The sequence below is a fragment of the Streptococcus suis genome, from assembly GCF_046032115.1.
Taxonomy (GTDB): Bacteria; Bacillota; Bacilli; order Lactobacillales; family Streptococcaceae; genus Streptococcus; species Streptococcus suis_AJ.
The window spans coordinates 21,643-38,403 of the sequence record NZ_JARQOZ010000019.1 but is presented as its reverse complement, the minus strand read 5'-3'; the positions used below and the strand labels follow the sequence as shown (position 1 = coordinate 38,403).

At 44.7% G+C, this 16,761-nt stretch carries 16 protein-coding genes and 2 tRNA genes; 4 read left to right on the top strand and 14 right to left on the bottom strand.

Annotation, left to right across the window (positions count from 1 at the left end; genetic code table 11):
- Window positions 1–543: 543 nt before the first annotated feature.
- On the bottom strand, window positions 544–1,584 hold the full coding sequence (tsf, locus tag P7J36_RS07120) for a translation elongation factor Ts (protein WP_408551623.1): 1,041 nt from the start codon (window positions 1,582–1,584) through the stop codon (window positions 544–546).
- Window positions 1,585–1,877: 293 nt separating this feature from the next.
- Window positions 1,878–2,654 (bottom strand): 30S ribosomal protein S2, encoded by a 777-nt coding sequence (gene rpsB / locus P7J36_RS07115; RefSeq protein ID WP_172038344.1) that lies wholly within the window; start codon window positions 2,652–2,654, stop codon window positions 1,878–1,880.
- A gap of 289 nt (window positions 2,655–2,943) precedes the next feature.
- On the opposite strand from rpsB, the gene P7J36_RS07110 reads away from it, so the two are divergent.
- Window positions 2,944–3,014, top strand: a tRNA-Cys gene (locus tag P7J36_RS07110).
- A gap of 183 nt (window positions 3,015–3,197) precedes the next feature.
- Here P7J36_RS07110 and nusG read toward each other — a convergent pair.
- The 4 genes from nusG to pbp2a form a co-directional block, all read right to left on the bottom strand.
- A complete protein-coding gene (gene nusG / locus P7J36_RS07105; RefSeq protein WP_029179196.1) occupies window positions 3,198–3,737 on the bottom strand; it encodes a transcription termination/antitermination protein NusG in 540 nt (179 codons plus the stop codon).
- 110 nt (window positions 3,738–3,847) lie between these two features.
- Window positions 3,848–4,024, bottom strand: coding sequence for a preprotein translocase subunit SecE (gene secE / locus P7J36_RS07100; RefSeq protein WP_002940255.1), 177 nt, complete (start codon window positions 4,022–4,024; stop codon window positions 3,848–3,850).
- Between the two features lie 9 nt (window positions 4,025–4,033).
- The gene (gene rpmG, locus P7J36_RS07095; RefSeq protein ID WP_002940258.1) at window positions 4,034–4,186 is read right to left on the bottom strand and encodes a 50S ribosomal protein L33; all 153 of its coding nucleotides are present in this window, start codon (window positions 4,184–4,186) and stop codon (window positions 4,034–4,036) included.
- A gap of 33 nt (window positions 4,187–4,219) precedes the next feature.
- Complete coding sequence (gene pbp2a / locus P7J36_RS07090) at window positions 4,220–6,418, bottom strand: penicillin-binding protein PBP2A (RefSeq protein WP_408551647.1); 2,199 nt, start codon at window positions 6,416–6,418, stop codon at window positions 4,220–4,222.
- A gap of 216 nt (window positions 6,419–6,634) precedes the next feature.
- Here pbp2a and P7J36_RS07085 point away from each other — a divergent pair, with 216 nt between their 5' ends.
- Window positions 6,635–7,603 (top strand): NAD(P)/FAD-dependent oxidoreductase, encoded by a 969-nt coding sequence (locus P7J36_RS07085; RefSeq protein ID WP_408551624.1) that lies wholly within the window; start codon window positions 6,635–6,637, stop codon window positions 7,601–7,603.
- Window position 7,604: 1 nt separating this feature from the next.
- Window positions 7,605–8,471 carry an RluA family pseudouridine synthase gene (locus P7J36_RS07080; protein WP_408551648.1) on the top strand — a complete coding sequence of 289 codons (867 nt, stop codon included), beginning with the start codon at window positions 7,605–7,607 and terminating at the stop codon, window positions 8,469–8,471.
- A 27-nt stretch (window positions 8,472–8,498) separates the two neighbouring features.
- Here P7J36_RS07080 and purR read toward each other — a convergent pair whose 3' ends face one another.
- The 7 genes from purR to rsgA form a co-directional block, all read right to left on the bottom strand.
- Window positions 8,499–9,311, bottom strand: coding sequence for a pur operon repressor (gene purR / locus P7J36_RS07075; RefSeq protein ID WP_105108249.1), 813 nt, complete (start codon window positions 9,309–9,311; stop codon window positions 8,499–8,501).
- A gap of 101 nt (window positions 9,312–9,412) precedes the next feature.
- Window positions 9,413–10,279 carry an aminoglycoside phosphotransferase family protein gene (locus tag P7J36_RS07070; RefSeq protein WP_408551625.1) on the bottom strand — a complete coding sequence of 289 codons (867 nt, stop codon included), beginning with the start codon at window positions 10,277–10,279 and terminating at the stop codon, window positions 9,413–9,415.
- On the bottom strand, window positions 10,279–11,220 hold the full coding sequence (locus tag P7J36_RS07065) for a 3'-5' exoribonuclease YhaM family protein (protein WP_105143877.1): 942 nt from the start codon (window positions 11,218–11,220) through the stop codon (window positions 10,279–10,281). The genes P7J36_RS07070 and P7J36_RS07065 overlap by 1 nt, the downstream gene beginning before the upstream one ends.
- A complete protein-coding gene (locus tag P7J36_RS07060; protein ID WP_408551626.1) occupies window positions 11,210–12,448 on the bottom strand; it encodes a DNA recombination protein RmuC in 1,239 nt (412 codons plus the stop codon). Before P7J36_RS07060 ends, P7J36_RS07065 begins: the two co-directional genes overlap by 11 nt.
- A complete protein-coding gene (locus P7J36_RS07055) occupies window positions 12,449–13,081 on the bottom strand; it encodes a thiamine diphosphokinase (protein ID WP_408551627.1) in 633 nt (210 codons plus the stop codon).
- On the bottom strand, window positions 13,074–13,733 hold the full coding sequence (rpe, locus tag P7J36_RS07050) for a ribulose-phosphate 3-epimerase (protein ID WP_205040743.1): 660 nt from the start codon (window positions 13,731–13,733) through the stop codon (window positions 13,074–13,076). The genes P7J36_RS07055 and rpe overlap by 8 nt, the downstream gene beginning before the upstream one ends.
- Window positions 13,734–13,747: 14 nt before the next feature.
- Entirely contained in the window at window positions 13,748–14,623 is an 876-nt protein-coding gene (gene rsgA / locus P7J36_RS07045; RefSeq protein WP_408551628.1) for a ribosome small subunit-dependent GTPase A, read from the bottom strand.
- Between the two features lie 395 nt (window positions 14,624–15,018).
- Between rsgA and P7J36_RS07040 the strand changes: the two genes are divergently transcribed.
- Window positions 15,019–15,100, top strand: a tRNA-Leu gene (locus tag P7J36_RS07040).
- A 59-nt stretch (window positions 15,101–15,159) separates the two neighbouring features.
- On the opposite strand, the gene P7J36_RS07035 is transcribed toward P7J36_RS07040, so the two are convergent.
- On the bottom strand, window positions 15,160–16,743 hold the full coding sequence (locus P7J36_RS07035; RefSeq protein WP_408551629.1) for an ATP-binding cassette domain-containing protein: 1,584 nt from the start codon (window positions 16,741–16,743) through the stop codon (window positions 15,160–15,162).
- Between the last annotated feature and the right edge of the window lie 18 nt (window positions 16,744–16,761).

Genomic DNA, 16,761 nt, shown 5'->3' with positions numbered 1-16,761 from the left:
CTTCGTCGCGCACCCGCATAGCGGGTGGTTTATTTGTCACGCACCTTACGGAGCGTGACGGACTAAAAGTCACATAAAAAAAAGAACCTCCTTTCGGAAGTTCTTGAATTGTCGAGCAGTCTTTCAGTTTGCTTTTAGTACTCGCTTCAAAGGTTTGGGGAACCTTTGAAGGCTGGAGATAGTGCGAACCAAGTTCGCCTCAAAAGAGCCGTACAGCTTGTACATGTATAAGATTGGAGATCGAACTTGCGAAGTAAGTCATATTCGTGAAGTAATACCCTCAATACAAAAAGAACCCCCTTTCGGAAGTTCTTGAGTTGTCGAGTAGTCTTTCAGTTTGCTTTTAGTACTCGCTTCAAAGGTTTGGGAAACCTTTGAAGGCTGGAGATAGTACGAACCACGTTCGCCTCAAAAGAGCCGTAGGCTGTACTGAAGTACGGCAAGGCGAGTTCAAATACTCCAGTGGAGTATTTGAAGTTGGAAATATGGAAACAACGTTTCCTCGCTCGTCGAAGTAATAAAAGATAAAATGAAGACTACCAATTATTTACCAAGAGCTGCTGCCATCGTAGCTGCAACTTCTGCTTCGAAGTCGTTTGAAGCTTTCTCGATACCTTCACCTACTTCGAAACGAGCAAATTCTACAACTGAAGCGTTCACTGAGTTCAAGTAAGCTTCAACTGTTTTGCTGTCGTCCATGATGTAAACTTGTGCAAGAAGTGTGTAAGCTTGGTCAACTTGAGTGTTGTCAAGCAAGAAGCGATCCATTTTACCTGGGATGATTTTGTCCCAGATTTTTTCTGGTTTGCCTTCTGCTGCCAATTCAGCCTTGATAGCTTCCTCAGCTGCTGCAATCACTTCGTCAGTCAATTGAGCTTTTGAACCGTATTTCAACAATGGCAATGCTGGTTTGTCAACCATTGCACGGCTTTCGTTGTCTTGTTCAATTTTGTGGTTGATTTGTGCCAACTCATCTTTAACGAATTGCTCATCCAATTCAGTGTAAGAAAGAACAGTTGGTTTCATCGCAGCGATGTGCATTGAGATTTGTTTTGCAAGAGCTTCGTCGCCACCGTCAATTACAGAGATAACACCGATACGGCCGCCGTTGTGTTGGTATGCACCAAATGCTTGAGCATCTGTTTTTTCAACCAAAGCAAAGCGACGGAATGAAATTTTCTCACCGATTGTTGCAGTTGCGTTTACGTATGCTTCTTCAAGCGTTTTACCTGAAGGCATAACTAATTTAAGAGCTGCTTCGTTGTCAGCTGGTTTACCTTCTGCAATTACTTTAGCAGTAGTGTTTACCAATTCAACGAATTGAGCGTTTTTCGCAACGAAGTCTGTTTCAGCGTTAACTTCAACAACTGCTGCTACGTTACCATCAACGTAAACACCAGTCAATCCTTCAGCTGCTACACGGTCAGCTTTCTTAGCTGCCTTAGCCATACCTTTTTCGCGAAGCAATTCAATTGCTTTTTCGATATCGCCTTCTACTTCAACCAATGCTTTTTTCGCGTCCATAACGCCAGCACCTGATTTTTCACGCAATTCTTTAACGAGAGCTGCTGTAATTTCTGCCATGTCTATTCTCCTTGTTTGTATTTATAAAATAGAGGAGCGGGCTCAGCCCTGCCCCTCTAGGATTGTTTTTTTGATGTTTGAAATTGTACACGATTTAAAATCCTATAGATTTTAAATCGCCTTCGTTACTTATTCAATTGTACTCAGGCTAAAATCTTAGTGAAAAAGATAAACTTCCTTGTATGCAAGCATACTGCGTCAGTTTCCTATTTTCGCTTTTGAGTTTTTAGGCTCAAACTTTTACAGTCCACTGGACTGTAAAACTCATACAGATTTCTAAACGCCTTCGTTACTTATTTACCTTCTACAACTTCAACCAATTCTTCGATTGATTCTGTAGATGCTGGCTCAGCTGCCAATTCAGCTTCAACTGCGGCTACGCTGTCTTCACCTTGGTTACCTTCGATGATAGCGTCAGCCATTTTAGCTGTGATCAATTTAACAGCGCGGATAGCGTCATCGTTAGCTGGGATGATAACATCGATATCATCTGGGTCTGTGTTTGTGTCAACCATCGCTACAACTGGGATTCCCAATTTTTTAGCTTCTTTAACAGCGATTTGCTCTTTGTGTGGGTCAACAACGAACATTACGTCTGGAATGCGTGGCATGTCAGCGATACCGCCCAAGAATTTTTCAAGACGAGCACGTTGTTTGTTCAACAATGCTACTTCTTTCTTAGGAAGCACTTCGAAAGTTCCATCTTCTTCCATGCGGTTGATTTCTTTCAAACGGGCGATACGTTTTTGGATTGTATCCCAGTTTGTAAGAGTTCCACCCAACCAACGGTGGTTGATGAAGTATTGACCAGCGCGGATAGCTTCGTCTTTAACAGCTTCAGCAGCTTGTTTTTTAGTACCTACGAACAAGATAACTGCGTCGTTTGCTGCAGCGTCACGGATGAATTCGTAAGCTTGGTCAGCCAATTTTACAGTTTGTTGCAAGTCGATAACGTGGATACCGTTACGCTCTGTGAAGATGTATTTAGCCATCTTAGGATTCCAGCGACGAGTTTGGTGACCGAAGTGTACACCAGCCTCAAGAAGTTGTTTCATTGAAATTACTGCCATGAGTATTTCTCCTTTTTGTTTTTTCTCCTCTCCCGAACTTCGACTTGCAGCCCAACCTTTCGGCAACAAGACCACAATTGGTCCGAGATGAGTATTTGTTGCACAGCAACTCTATTAGTATATCAGAATACCTGTATATTTTCAAGTAAAATAGCAGAGAAATTCACGAAAATCTACCTGCTAAATTCTCAAAGTAAGTTCTAGTCTAACCCAAAAACTGGAAATTAGACTGATACGAAAATTTCCACTTGACCAAATTCACTATTTAAGATACAATATTCTTTGTTATGGCGGTATAGCCAAGTGGTAAGGCACGGCTCTGCAAAAGCTTGATCGTCGGTTCAAATCCGTCTACCGCCTTTATTATAGGATTTTATCCGAATTTATACAAGTCAAAAGCCCGATTTTTCGGGCTTTTTTGATTTTTCATTCGGTTAAATTCAGTTAAATCTGGTAAAGTTGGTGGACAAATGGTGGACAAAATCTTTTCAAACCATCAAAAAACTCCCCAAAGGCTTATTACCTAGGGGGAGTAGAGTAGATTTACAACTCAGCAATCTGGCTCAAGTTAACCTCTGCAATGGTATCATTACCAAACATAGAGATAACCATCTTAACCTTGTTGTTGTCGATTTCTGTAATTTTACCTGTATAGTCTGCGAAGGCACCGTCGATGATACGAACTGTATCGCCAACTTTGACATCAATATCAAATTCTTGAACAGTTTGACCCATAGATACCAAGATTTGACGGATTTCTTCTTCCAAAAGTGGGGTTGGTTTTGAACGGTTACCGTGTGAACCCACGAAACCTGTAACGTTTGGCGTGTTACGAACCACAAACCAAGCTTCATCGGTCATAACCATTTCCACCAAAACATAACCAGGGAAACGGTTTTCTTCCACTTCCTTGACCTCACCGTTCTTTTCAACCTGAACAGTCTGAGTTGGAATTTCTACACGAAGGATGTTTTCCAACATGTTATAAGTGTGGGCACGTTGGAGCAAGTTTTCCTTGACCTTGTTCTCATATCCTGAATAGGTTTGTAAAACAAACCAGCCTTTATCAAAACTATCGTACATTTTAACTTCCTTTCTTTGGAAACACTGCATTTTTTAGACGCTAAAAAAAGCCCGAAGGCTTTCGCTTTTCCTTATTATATCACTTCCATTTTACAAATGGCAAGTATTTTCTAGAAAAGATTGATCAAGCTCATGATTCCTCGTGACAAAATCAAGTCAAAGAGGTAAACCACCGCTACGAAAAAGGCAGTATATTCCACTACAGACACGAAATCCGTCCAGCTCTGCTTACGAGTTGGCCAAGACGTATCTTTTAAAATGCGGATAATGTCTTTGATAAATTTCATGCGTGACTCCTATCTGGTTTCCTTGTGAACAGTGTATTGTCCACAGTGTTTACAAAATTTATTTACTTCTAACCGTGTTGGCTTGGGATTGCTCGAAAGGCTGATTGAATAGTTTCGAGAACCACAAACAGTACAGGCTAGGCTTGCTTTTTTTAGTGCCATAAAGCCCTCCATCCTTTTCATTTTACCATGTTTTTATGGATTTGACAACTCTCCAAACCAAGACGTAATGTTATCCCACAAGGTTTTTGCTCGTTCTGGTAACTGGGCATCGATTAGATTTTGTTTGGTTTGCTCAATCAAGTTTTTCGCCTGATCTGAAATTTCTTGTACCTGCTCTTGACCAAGGCTTGATTCAGTTTGCGCAGCTTCATCTGGAGCTACTTCTACAATACCATTTTGTGCATAGGCATTTTCTACTTCGAACTGAGTTCCTGCAGTATATGGCAAGATTGAATTGGCTACAGTCTGGAAGACCGACGGAGCCATCCAGTAGCTACTGCTATCTATATAATGATTTTCATCTGTCTGCTCAAAACCAACCCACTGACTGATGACCAAATCAGGTGTGTAGGCAATATGCCACTGATCATTGACAAGATTGACATCAAAACTCGTTTCGGTTGTTCCTGTTTTCCCAGCAATATAATAATTGGCCGCATCTGCTGTCACTCCCGTACCATTGGTATAGGTTCCAAGCATCATTGCTGTCATCTTATCTGCGACAGAGCGGTCAATCACCTTGGTACTTGTTTCACGATGCTCTGCTAAAACCTTTCCACTAGCCGTTTCAATACGAGTGATGAGGTGAGCATCCTTCATCACCCCCTTATTCGCAAAAGTAGCGTAGGCCTGGGCCATTTGCAGAGGATTAGTCTCCACTCCAGAACCAATTGACACACCCAAAACTTTCTCAACATTTTCCATATCAAGCCCAAACTTTTGTCCATACTCGAAGGCTTTGTCAATCCCCAAGGTGTTCACTATATAAGCTACTGGTAAATTATAAGAGAGAGCCAAAGCTTGATACATCGGAATGGTATCAGAAGTCGAATAATCATAGTTATGCAAGGTGTAATCGCCGTAGGTTTCTGTATGGTTATCCAGAGCCATATCAATCGACCAGCCCGCCGCTACTGCTGGAGCATAGGCAACAAGAGGCTTGATTGTTGAACCAGGACTGCGCTTGGCTTGTGTCGCAAAGTTAAAGGTCCTAAAGGAAGCATTTTCAGCACTATTGACACGTCCAACTAGGGCTCTAACACCACCTGTTGTAGGATCTAATGCCACACTAGCAGCCTGAGCATGGGTCCCATCATAAGTGGAGGATGGGAACATAGATTCATCATCAAAAATGACCTGCATACTAGCCTGTGAATTCTGATCCATCTCTGTATAGATCCGATAGCCATTATTGATAATATCTGATTCCTTCAAACCATACCGATCAATAGCCTCTGCAATCACAGCGTCAAAATAGGACGGATAAGAATAGTTACTCTGTTTGCCAGAATAGGTATCTGCCAATTGACTGGCCAAATCCACCTGAAAACCTGCATCTGCTGTCGCCTGATCAATAACTCCAGCATCCACCATGGCCTGCAAGACCGTATTGCGACGATTGGTCGCATTTTCAAGTGAATAATAAGGGTTGTAAATTTCCGGTCCCTTCAACATCCCTGCCAATACGGCTGATTGCTCAATCGATAAATCGCTGGCTGGAATACCGAAATATTTTTGACTGGCATCTTCTACTCCCCATACTCCATTACCAAAATAAGCGTTATTGAGGTACATGGTCAATATTTCTTGCTTGCTGTATTTTTTATTGATTTCAAGGGCAAGGAAATATTCTCTAGCCTTACGACTAATGGTTTGTTCCTGGGTCAAAAAGGCATTTTTGGCCAGCTGCTGGGTGATGGTCGAACCTCCGCCTGAACGCCCCAAAGTCAAAACTGCCAAAATCGTCCGTTGGTAGTTGATCCCTGAGTTTTTATAAAAACTTCTATCTTCTGTCGCGATAACAGCATTTTCCAAATTGTCCGAAATAGCGTCCAATTCAACATAGGTCCCTTTTTGTCCCGACAAGGTTCCGGCTTCCGCCCCGTCCTTATCATAGATAATGGTTGTAGCCTTCAAGGCCTCCTGCAAATCACCAACATTAGCTGTTTTCGCTAGGAAGAAGAGGTAGCCACCAACTGTCAGCACCATAAGCCCGACCAAAATCATCAAAATCTTAGTCAACTGGTAACGACGCCAAAATTTGCGGACGGGTTCCGGAATGCGGGATTTTTTCTTCGGCTTATCTAACGACTTACCACTCCCTCGTCGACTGCGACGGGAAGGTCCCTCTTGTCCTAGACTGTCTTGTCCAGACTGGTCTGGTCTATCCATTGTTTCTTTTTCATCTAATCCCTTTATCTGGATGGTTTCTTGTAAATCTTGGTCCATCATCTCTTCCTTTCTGTTTGAATTTTTTCCATTATACTACATTTTGCACATTTCCTTAAGAAAAAGCCCCTCTTGACACTTGTGACAGCTGAGAGAGGAGAGAAATTTTCTCAAAAATATGATAAAATAGGGTCATTCTGAACAAAGAAGAGGATTCCCATGACACAAGTATATGACATTACCATCATCGGTGGCGGACCAGTCGGTCTATTCGCCGCCTTCTACGCCCACCTCCGTCAAGCCAAGGTCAAAATCATTGACTCCCTGCCCCAACTGGGTGGCCAGCCTGCCATTCTCTATCCTGAGAAGGCTATTTTAGACATTCCCGCCTTTCCCAGCCTGACAGGACAAGAGTTGACCGACAACCTCCTCGCTCAACTGGCTCCCTTTGACACCACCATCTGCCTCAATGAAACCCTGACTGCTATTGAACCAGGAGAGGTCATTTCCCTGACGACTAATAAAGGTAGCCACCAAACTAAGACCCTGATTATCGCTATGGGTGGCGGGGCCTTCAAGCCGCGTCCACTAGAGATTGACGGTGCCGACAGCTTTGACAACGTCCACTACCACGTGTCCAACATCCAGCAGTATGCCAACAAGGACATCGTCGTCTTGGGTGGCGGTGACTCTGCGGTCGATTGGTCCCTGGCCTTTGAAAAAATCGCCAAGTCCACTCACATCGTCCACCGTCGTGACAACTTCCGAGCCCTCGAGCACAGCGTGGAAGAGCTCAAGCAGTCCAGCGTCAGCATCCACACACCTTTTGTTCCTAAAGGGCTTTCTGGGGAAAATGGCAGAGCTTCTAGCATTCATTTTGACAAGGTTAAGAGCGAGGACAAACTCAGCCTGTCTTTCGACCACCTCTTTGTCAACTACGGTTTCAAATCATCTGTCGGTACGCTGAAAGAATGGGGATTGGAACTCAATCGTCACCGCATCGTGGTCAACAGCAAGCAAGAAACCTCTGTCCCTGGCATCTATGCTATCGGCGACTGTTGCTTCTACGAGGGTAAGGTTGACCTGATTGCGACTGGACTGGGCGAAGCCCCAACCGCCGTCAACAATGCCATGAACTACCTCAATCCAAATGAAAAAGTGCAACCCAAGCACTCGACCAGCCTATAAGATGAAAATTGATATTCGTATTCCCCAAGCCTTTCCACAACTGACTGTCAAGGAAGTCTTGGAAGATTATTTTCTCATTCCCAGAAAAATCCGCCACTTCCTCCGTACCAAGAAGCATGTCCGTGTCAACGGTGAGTTGATAAACTGGCAGAGTCCAATTGCTGCAGGCGACCTGCTGGAATTGACCTTTGACCAGGAAGATTATCCTGAAAAAAGCATCCCTCTGGGGCAGGCGGACTTGGTGGAGGAACTCTACCAAGATGAGCATTTGATTATCGTCAACAAGCCTGAGGGCATGAAAACCCACGGCAATGAACCGACGGAGATTGCCCTGCTCAACCATGTGTCTGCCTATGTGGGCCAGACCTGCTATGTGGTCCACAGGCTCGATATGGAAACCAGCGGAGCCATTCTCTTTGCAAAAAATCCCTTTATCCTGCCCATTCTCAATCGGCTTTTGGAGGACAAAGTCATCTACCGTGACTATCTGGCCCTCTGCCAAGGACAGCTAAGAAAGACAGACTGGACTATCACTGATAAAATCGGACGGGACCGACACGACCGCAGAAAGCGGGTGGTCGATAACCGCAAGGGACAGGCTGCTCTGACCCAGGTCCGCCTCTTGAAGAGCCTTGGTAAAAATAGTTTAGTTACCTGTCGCCTCCAGACAGGGCGAACCCATCAGATTCGGGTGCATTTGGCTCATCACGGCCATGCCCTGATCGGTGACCCACTTTACAGTCGAGTTGCCGCCCCACGCCTCATGCTCCACGCCCAAAAACTCATCCTAACCCACCCACTGACACTTGAAGAAATCAGCGTGGAAGCACGATCGGAGAGTTTTGATAGAATAGTAAAAAAGAGCTGAAAAAACCAGCTCTTTTTTGCATGTATGTTATTCAAAAATATTTCCCAACTCTACATCCACTCGGTTTTCCTTGACATTGATGTCTGTAACAGCTAGCAGGGATTTGTAGTTAGCTACGTTGCGGTCACCTTTTTGGTTTTCTGCAAAGACAGCAACGCCTACCAATGTTGAGTCAAACTCAGATAAGAGGCTAATCATACCATTGATGGTACCACCATTTTTCAAGAAGTCATCGACGATCAAGACACGGCTTCCTGCCTTCAAACTACGCTTAGACAGGAACATCTTTTCGATACGGTCGCTAGATCCTGACACATAGTTGACAGAAACAGTAGAACCTTCTGTGATTTTCAAATCACGACGCACAATGACAAAAGGAACATTAAGGACATTGGCAACGGCATTGGCCAAAGGAACCCCCTTAGTCGCAACCGTCATAACGGCATCAATCTTTTCTTCTTTGAAGGCATTGGCAATAATGCGACCAACATTTTTCAAAATATGTGGGGTAGATAACAAATCAGACGAGTAGATGTATCCACCTGGCAAAATACGGTTGCTTTCAGCCATTTGGTCACGAAGGGCTTGTGCAATCTCGATAGACTCTGCCTTAGAGATAGATGGGGTGAAAACAACTCCTCCACTAGCTCCAGTAATGGTTTCAATCTGACCGATAGAGCTTTCTTCAAAGGCTTTTTTGATGATGGCAATATCTTCTGAAATCGAAGACTTGGCAGACTCATACTTTTCAGCAAAGGTATTCAAACTAGTTAATTCATAAGGGTGGTTGATGAGATAGTTGGAGATGACAACCATTCGTTCACTTCTTCTTAATTTCATACATTCATCCTCTTTCACTTTTTTCTATTATATCATAAGAAACGACAAAAGGCGAACTTTTTTTCTTAAAAAGTCCGTCTTTTTCGTATTTTGTTTTCTAGTCACCTGTACCATTTGGGAATATGTAAACAAAAACCTTCATACCATTCCGAAATGGCAGCTGATTGCTTAATCATCAGTGGAATTTGTTCGGAATCTTGATGTTCTGCCCAAGAAAGAGCGCCTAGACTGTTTACTGTTAAGTATAGAGCTAAAAGTCTCCAAAATTCCTCTGGAATAACGCCGTCAAAATAGGCATCTACCTGACCACGCGCAAAGGCTGGAGACAAATCTGCCGTGAAAATCAAACGGTTGAATTCTTCCCAGGGATCTCCTATATCGTAGCGATCAAAGTCTAAGATTTTTAGTTTTCCATCTCTTCCCAGTAGAAAATTCCCTGTGTGAAAATCTCCATGATGGTAGGCAATCGGTCGCCCTTCAAGCAAGTGACGATTGGCCTGAACAAAGTCTATCATTGCTTGACCATTTGGATAGGAATGTCTAGCTGCTTGGTAGGCCTTGATTTTACTGTCAATCTTAGCCTGATAAAAACTGTTCCAGTCCCGTTGACTTTGATCAATCGGTAGGGCATGTAAGGTTCTCAAAAACTGCCCTGACTGACAGCCCAAATCATACAAGACAGAATCAGACAGGCTAGAGGCCACTTCATTCATGTCCTGACCTTCCACCCATTCATAGAGGGTGTAGACTGACAAGTCATCCGCCCAAAAACTTAGTGGCTCTGCCACAGGCAAGTCTTTCCCAAACAAGCTTTGGACCAATCGAAACTCTAATCGCTTAGCCTCATAGGCTGGTCGCTCTGCTATTCTCAACAGACCAAAGCGACCATCTTCTAGCTGGACCTTGTACTTTCGGTCAGTGGACCAGCCTTTGGCGAGGGGCTGTCGAGATAAAATCTTAACTACCATTAGTCGATATTAGGCTTATAGAAGGCACGGTTATCCATGGCAAAGATACGATTGGTCATCTCGCCTGGGCCGACCTTGTCCAAGGCCGATAGCATCATCATCATTTCCGCATCTATGTTGTCAATCATGTGGAGGATTTCCGCCTCCATAATCTGTGGACGGACTGGGCTACCATACTCCAAGAGACCGTGATGGCTAAGGATAACATGACGCAGAACAGTCACTTCTTCCTTGCTATCGTCGATGCCCAATTCCATCAAAACCTTGGTAATCTCTTCATCAATCAAGGAAATATGCCCAATCAGATTGCCACGGACAGTGTAGCCTGTGTTATCAGGACCCGTCAGTTCAATCACCTTGGCTAGGTCGTGGAGCATAATCCCTGCAAAAAGCAGGCTCTTGTTGAGCTGGGGATAGATGTCACCAATTTTATCAGCCAAACGGACCATGGTCGCTGTATGGAAGGACAAACCTGAATAGAAGGCATGGTGATTGGTCTTGGCTGCTGGATAGGAATAAAATTCCTTGTCGTACTTGCTGTAAAGAGCACGGACAATCCGCTGCCAAGTGGCATTTTCAATACGGAAAATCATCTGACTCAGATAGTCCTTGGTGTCCTTAACATCTACAGGTGGCTTTTCCTTGAAATCAGCAGGGTCGTTGGGTTCGCCAGCTTTTGGCAAACGGAGGACCAACTGATTGACCTGGGGGGTATTATTGTAAACTTCACGGCGTCCCTGCACGTGAACAACTGTCCCAGCAGTAAAATCCTTGATTTTCCCTGGTTGGGCATCCCAGACCTTGCCTTCAATCTCACCTGTATCATCCTGGAAGGTCAGAGCAAGGTAGTCTTTGCCAGCTCGTGTTTGACGGACATCTGCGGTCTTGATGAGATAGAATCCTTCGAAGAATTCATCTTTTTTCATTTGGTTAATTTTCATTGTCTTCCTCATCTAATGGGGACAGGCCAAGCAGTCCCTTGGTTTGGTCATCTTCGTACAGGTCAATGGTACGAAGACTACGCTCGATAGCGTTGGTGCGAGTGGTTAGGAGTTTGTCAATATTGCTGCTAGCCTGATTGAGCTGTTTCTGAGCCTTAAGCAAGAGGTCAGAAAACTTGCCAAATTCCAGCTTGACATTGCCCAAGACCTTGGAAATATCATCGGCCGACCGTTGAATGTTGAGGGTCTTAAAGCCGACGGAGAGGGAATTGAGCAGGGCAGAAAGGGTGGTCGGTCCTGCTACCACGATATTTTCCTGACGGCGTAAGTCATCAAAGAAAATGGGATTGCGGACTACTTCTGAGTACAGCCCTTCGGTTGGCAGAAAGAGCACACCAAAATTAGTCGTTTCAGGTGGATTGAGGTACTTGCTCTGTATGTCCTTGGCAAAACGTTTAATAGCCGCCAAGAGATTTTTGCGATGGAGGTCAATCTGGTCCTTGTCCCCACTTTCGTAAGCATCTTCCAAGCGGTAGTAATCCGCCAGCGGAAACTTGGAATCGATTGGCAAGTAGATATAGTCGCCTTCAGTCCGTCCTGGTAGCTTGACAGCATACTCCACGCGCTCACTAGAGCCTGAAACCGTGGCAAACTCTCGCTCATATTGGCTAGGTGTCAAAATATCCTCGATAATCTGTCCCAGCTGCAATTCACCCATGATGCCACGGGTTTTGGCGCCAGACAGCACCTTGTTAAGACTACCCACATCACGCGCCACCGTCTGCATTTCACCCAGACCACGATTGACCGATTCCAATTGCTTGGACACCGTTTCAAAGGAGGCTTGTAGGCGGGTTTGCAGGGTTTTCTCCAGCTTTTCCTCAACCGTCTGCCGCATTTCTTCTAGGCGTTTTTCATTGGACTCCTGAATGGCCTGCAAACGGCGGTCGGTGGCATCTCGCGTTTCCAAGTGGCTCTTATTCAACTCTTGACGGATGTCTGTTAGCTGTTGGTAAAGCTCCGTTCGGAGTCTTTCCACTTCCTGATGAATAGCCTGTTGCTGTTTGAGAGTTGCATTTTCTAGTTGATAGCTGAGCTGATCAGACAAGTTGTCTGCTGTGTCTTCTGCCTGATCTTGCAAAAGTAGGGCCAAGCTCTGCCATTTTCCATAAAGAAAAACCAAGGCAAGCAAGACCAGTATCAGCAAAATAAGTAATACAATATCCATCTAATCCTTGTCCTTACTGTAGATAAGGACCACGTAGCCCTTATCCAGTTGAATGTCTATGTCTCTATCTATAAATTCGTTAGAGGAATAGCATTTTTTGAAAAAATAATTGCTGGCATCCAGCGGGTACTTGGCATGACGAATGGTCAGGCGGCTTTGGTCCGACGGCATAAAGGAAATGTACTTCATACCAGCAATCGGTGACAAACGGTGCTGACCTGCCGGTCGAAAACGGACGATATTCTGACTGTCCACCAGTTCAATCTGCTCCATGTAGGGTGCCAAGTCAGGCTCTGCAGCCAGAAAGAGATTGGCCATCATATGATCCATGCGTCCACCCAAGGCACCGTATATGCGAACCTGGCCCTGCGGATATGCCTTGAAGATTTCCTTTAAAGCCAGCTCCAAATCTGTATCATCTTTTTCAGTAGGAGCTTGCAAAAAACGCTCTGCTCGATCCTTTATCCGCCCTAATTCTTCAGGCGTGACCGAGTCAAAATCACCCATAGCCCAATCAAGAGGCAGGGAATGGTCCAGAAGACGAAGAGAGCCTGCATCTACCCCCACATAGAGGTCGGCAGGCTCAGGAAGGCAGTCAAATGAACCACCTGCTATTAGGGCAATCTTAATCATGGAGGGCAGCTCTCAATTTGGCAACGTTGGCATCCAAATCACCTTTGAAGAGGAAGGAACCTGCCACAAAAACATTGGCACCAGCATCTTTTGCAGAATGAATGGTCTTGTCGTCAATCCCGCCGTCCACTTCGATGTCAAAGTTCAAGCCCTTGGCTTCACGGAGTTTGACCAAGGCCTCAATCTTCTCAGCCACTTCTGGAATGTAGGCTTGTCCACCAAAACCTGGGTTGACCGTCATGAGCAGCACCTGATCCACCAAGTTGAGCACAGGCTCAATGGTCACAAGAGGTGTACCTGGATTGATGACCACGCCCACCTTCATACCAGCGGCACGAATTTTTTGCAGGGTCCCATGCAGGTGAACCGTTGCTTCTGCATGAATAGTTAAAATATCCGCACCCGCACGTGCAAAGGTCTCAATATGATTTTCAGGATTGGACACCATGAGATGGCAATCAAAAACCAGCTTGCTATGAGGACGCATAGCCGCAACCACATCCGCCCCAAAGCTGATATTTGGCACGAAATGACCGTCCATGACATCAATGTGCACATACTCCACACCTGTCTTTTCTAGACGCTTGAGCTCTTTTTCAAAATTTGCATAATCTGCCGCCAAAATAGACGGTGCAATCTTATAATGTGACATACAGAACCAACTTTCTATTTGAATTTCTTACTTACCTTGGTATAGGTTTCACGCTGATTTTGGATTTCGCTGAGGAATTGGAGATAATTGTCAAAGCGACTTTGGGAAATGGCAGAGCTGGCAACAGCTTCCTTGACCGCACAATCCGGCTCATGGGTGTGGGTACAGGTCCTAAATTTGCAGGCCTGGCTGCTTTCCGCAATCTCTGGGAAACAATCTGTCAGAGCCTCAGCCTCCTTGACTTCATAGTCTAGGGATGAAAAACCTGGCGTATCCGCAATTTTCCCACCGAAGACATTGTAGAAGCTGACCGCACGAGTGGTATGGCGACCACGCCCCAGACTATCTGAAATCGCCCCTGTTTCCAAGGCTAATTCTGGCGCAATGCGATTGAGAAGAGTCGATTTACCAACCCCTGTCTGCCCCATAAAGACCGTCACCTTATCCTGCAATAATGGCGTCAATTCCTCCAAATGATAGACAAAAGGATAGCCAATTTTCTCATAGATAACCTTGAAGGCATCCATTTCCGTCCGATCTTCTACCAAGTCCATCTTAGAGATATAGATAATGGGATCCATGTCCTTCTGTTCCAAAAGCACTAGGAAACGATCTAGTAGATTGGCATTAAAATCAGGTTCCTTGGCCGACATGATAACCACCGCCTGATCGATATTGACGATAGGAGGTCGAACCAAACTATTTTTCCGCTCATGGATTTTTAAAATATAGCCTTCTGAGTTTTCCTCCGCAGAAAAGTCCACAAAATCACCCACGTAGGGCGTTTGGCCTTTCTTACGAAAATTTCCCCTGGCTCTGGTTTGATAAATCTGTCCATCCGCCTCGACATAGTAAAAACCAGCCAAGGCCTTGATAATTCTTCCTTGCAATGAAGACTCCTTTGTGTGTACTTGTTCCTATTATACCAAATTTCCTAAGAAAAAAGGAGCAGGAAAGAACTCGAACCTTAATAAAAGAGTGCGTCACCCATTTCACGTTTCAAGTTGTTGAGCTGAAACAGTCTATTCCCAGACTGTTTCAGTCCCACCCCCGCACAGATCAAACTGTCTGGGAGACAGTTTGAGGTTGGAGATGAAGCGAACTTTGTTCGCAACAGTCGTTATGGTTAGATTTGGAGTGTAAAACACGAACAAATCTACCAATCAACCACTGCGCTGAGATGTTGACACTAACCTTATGAAGTAGGATGGTCTTTTACTCAGACTCTGAGATTTTACACTTTACTCTAGTCATTTCAATGTAAAAATAGTATAATAAAAAGTAAGCGGAGGTGGTGGAACGGCAGACACGCATGCTTCAGGCGCATGTGCCCATCGGGTGTGAGGGTTCAAATCCCTTCCTCCGCATTATTTATAAAGGATGACCCCAAGTCAAAGTTGATGGCTTGGGGTAATTTTTATATTTTCTAGCTCAATTTCCCATCCCGCATTTCCAAAACCACATCAAACATGTCTAGGATGGCTGGGTCTGATTCATGCAAGATGGTAATGATGAGTTTGTCCTCCAGCTGCAAGAGGTTGGTCAAAACCTGCTTGGTCAGGGCAGGGTCTAAATGGGCGGTCGGTTCATCCAAGAGCAAGATGTCCTTACCACTCATCAAAGCACGGAGCAGACACAGGACATTTTTCTCGCCACCACTCAAGAGACTAGGGTCTGTTGTTGTACGCAAGGTGTCCTGCAAACTCTCTGGCAAGCTCCTTAACAAGCCAAGCATGACATCTCTTCCCTTCTCATAGGTTCCAAAAACAGACACATTGCTTTCAAAATCGGTATGGTAAAGATGCTCAAACTGGCTAAGATAGAAGGCGGTAGCTGCTTCCATTTCATGTGAAACATCATGTTCCAGATAGGAAACACTCCCCTTGTCCAGAGCCAATTCTCCTGCCAACACTCGTAGAAAAGTCGATTTTCCGCTAGCTGACGGACCAATGATAACATACTTTTTCCCCTTGTCAAATCGATAGGAAACATCTGCTACCGCAAATTCTCCCACGTGATAGGCCACATCCCTGACTTCTAAGGCTGTCACATTGGGATAGCTTGGCACTTGCTCAGACAAGACCTGACCAGCAAGATAACCTTCTAGGTTGGCAACCGTTTCCTTGGTCGAATGGATATAATTGACATCCAAGAGGATGTATTTCATAGGATAGATGAAATTTTCAACATAGCTAAAAGTCGCAATGGCAGCACCGATGGTCAGCTCTTTTTGTAGCAAGAGATAACCAACTAAGCCAAAGGCTGTTAATTGCACCAAAAACATGGAAAATCCATTGACAACATTGGCCAGGGTTTTGAATTGCCCAAAGCGAAAACGGGCCTGTTCACTTTCTTCTACCGACCGATGGTGGACACGACTGATGGAGCCGAAGGTTTCACTATTAACGCGGTTCTTAGCAGAAAAGAGGTCAGTCACCACCTGAAAATAGCGTTCCAAACTCTGTAAAAATGACCGCTGACGCTGAGAAAGAGGACCCGAAATCCACTTGGGAATGAAAACCGCCAAGGCAGATGACAAAATAATGCCTACCGCAACCAGCGGATGAACAAAGAGAAAGAGGGAAACCGCATAGATGAACATGCTCAAACTAGAGCGGATAATGTCCATGAGGGGACTCAGGTAACTCTCCTCAATGGTTTCCAAATCGTTGTCAAAAATGGATAGATAGGCAGAGACATTCTTCTCTGAAAATTTGGCTAAAGGCTGTGATAACAAGCTGTTTGCCAGACCTTTTTTAGCCGTGACATAGAATCCCTGAGACACCTTCCACTCATAAACCTGGGAAATGTACTGAAAGACTGAATTGGCAATGATGGTCAAAGCGTAGGCCAACAAGAGCCAGACAAGTCCTGTCCAGCCCATCTGAAAAATATGGTCAAAAAGATACTTATTTAACTCAGGTAATACGATATTGGTCAAACTATATAAGATATGGAAAACCAACTGAATAGCAATAACAAACCTCAATTGATAGATGATTTTTTTCATAACTCCTCCTAGATAGGA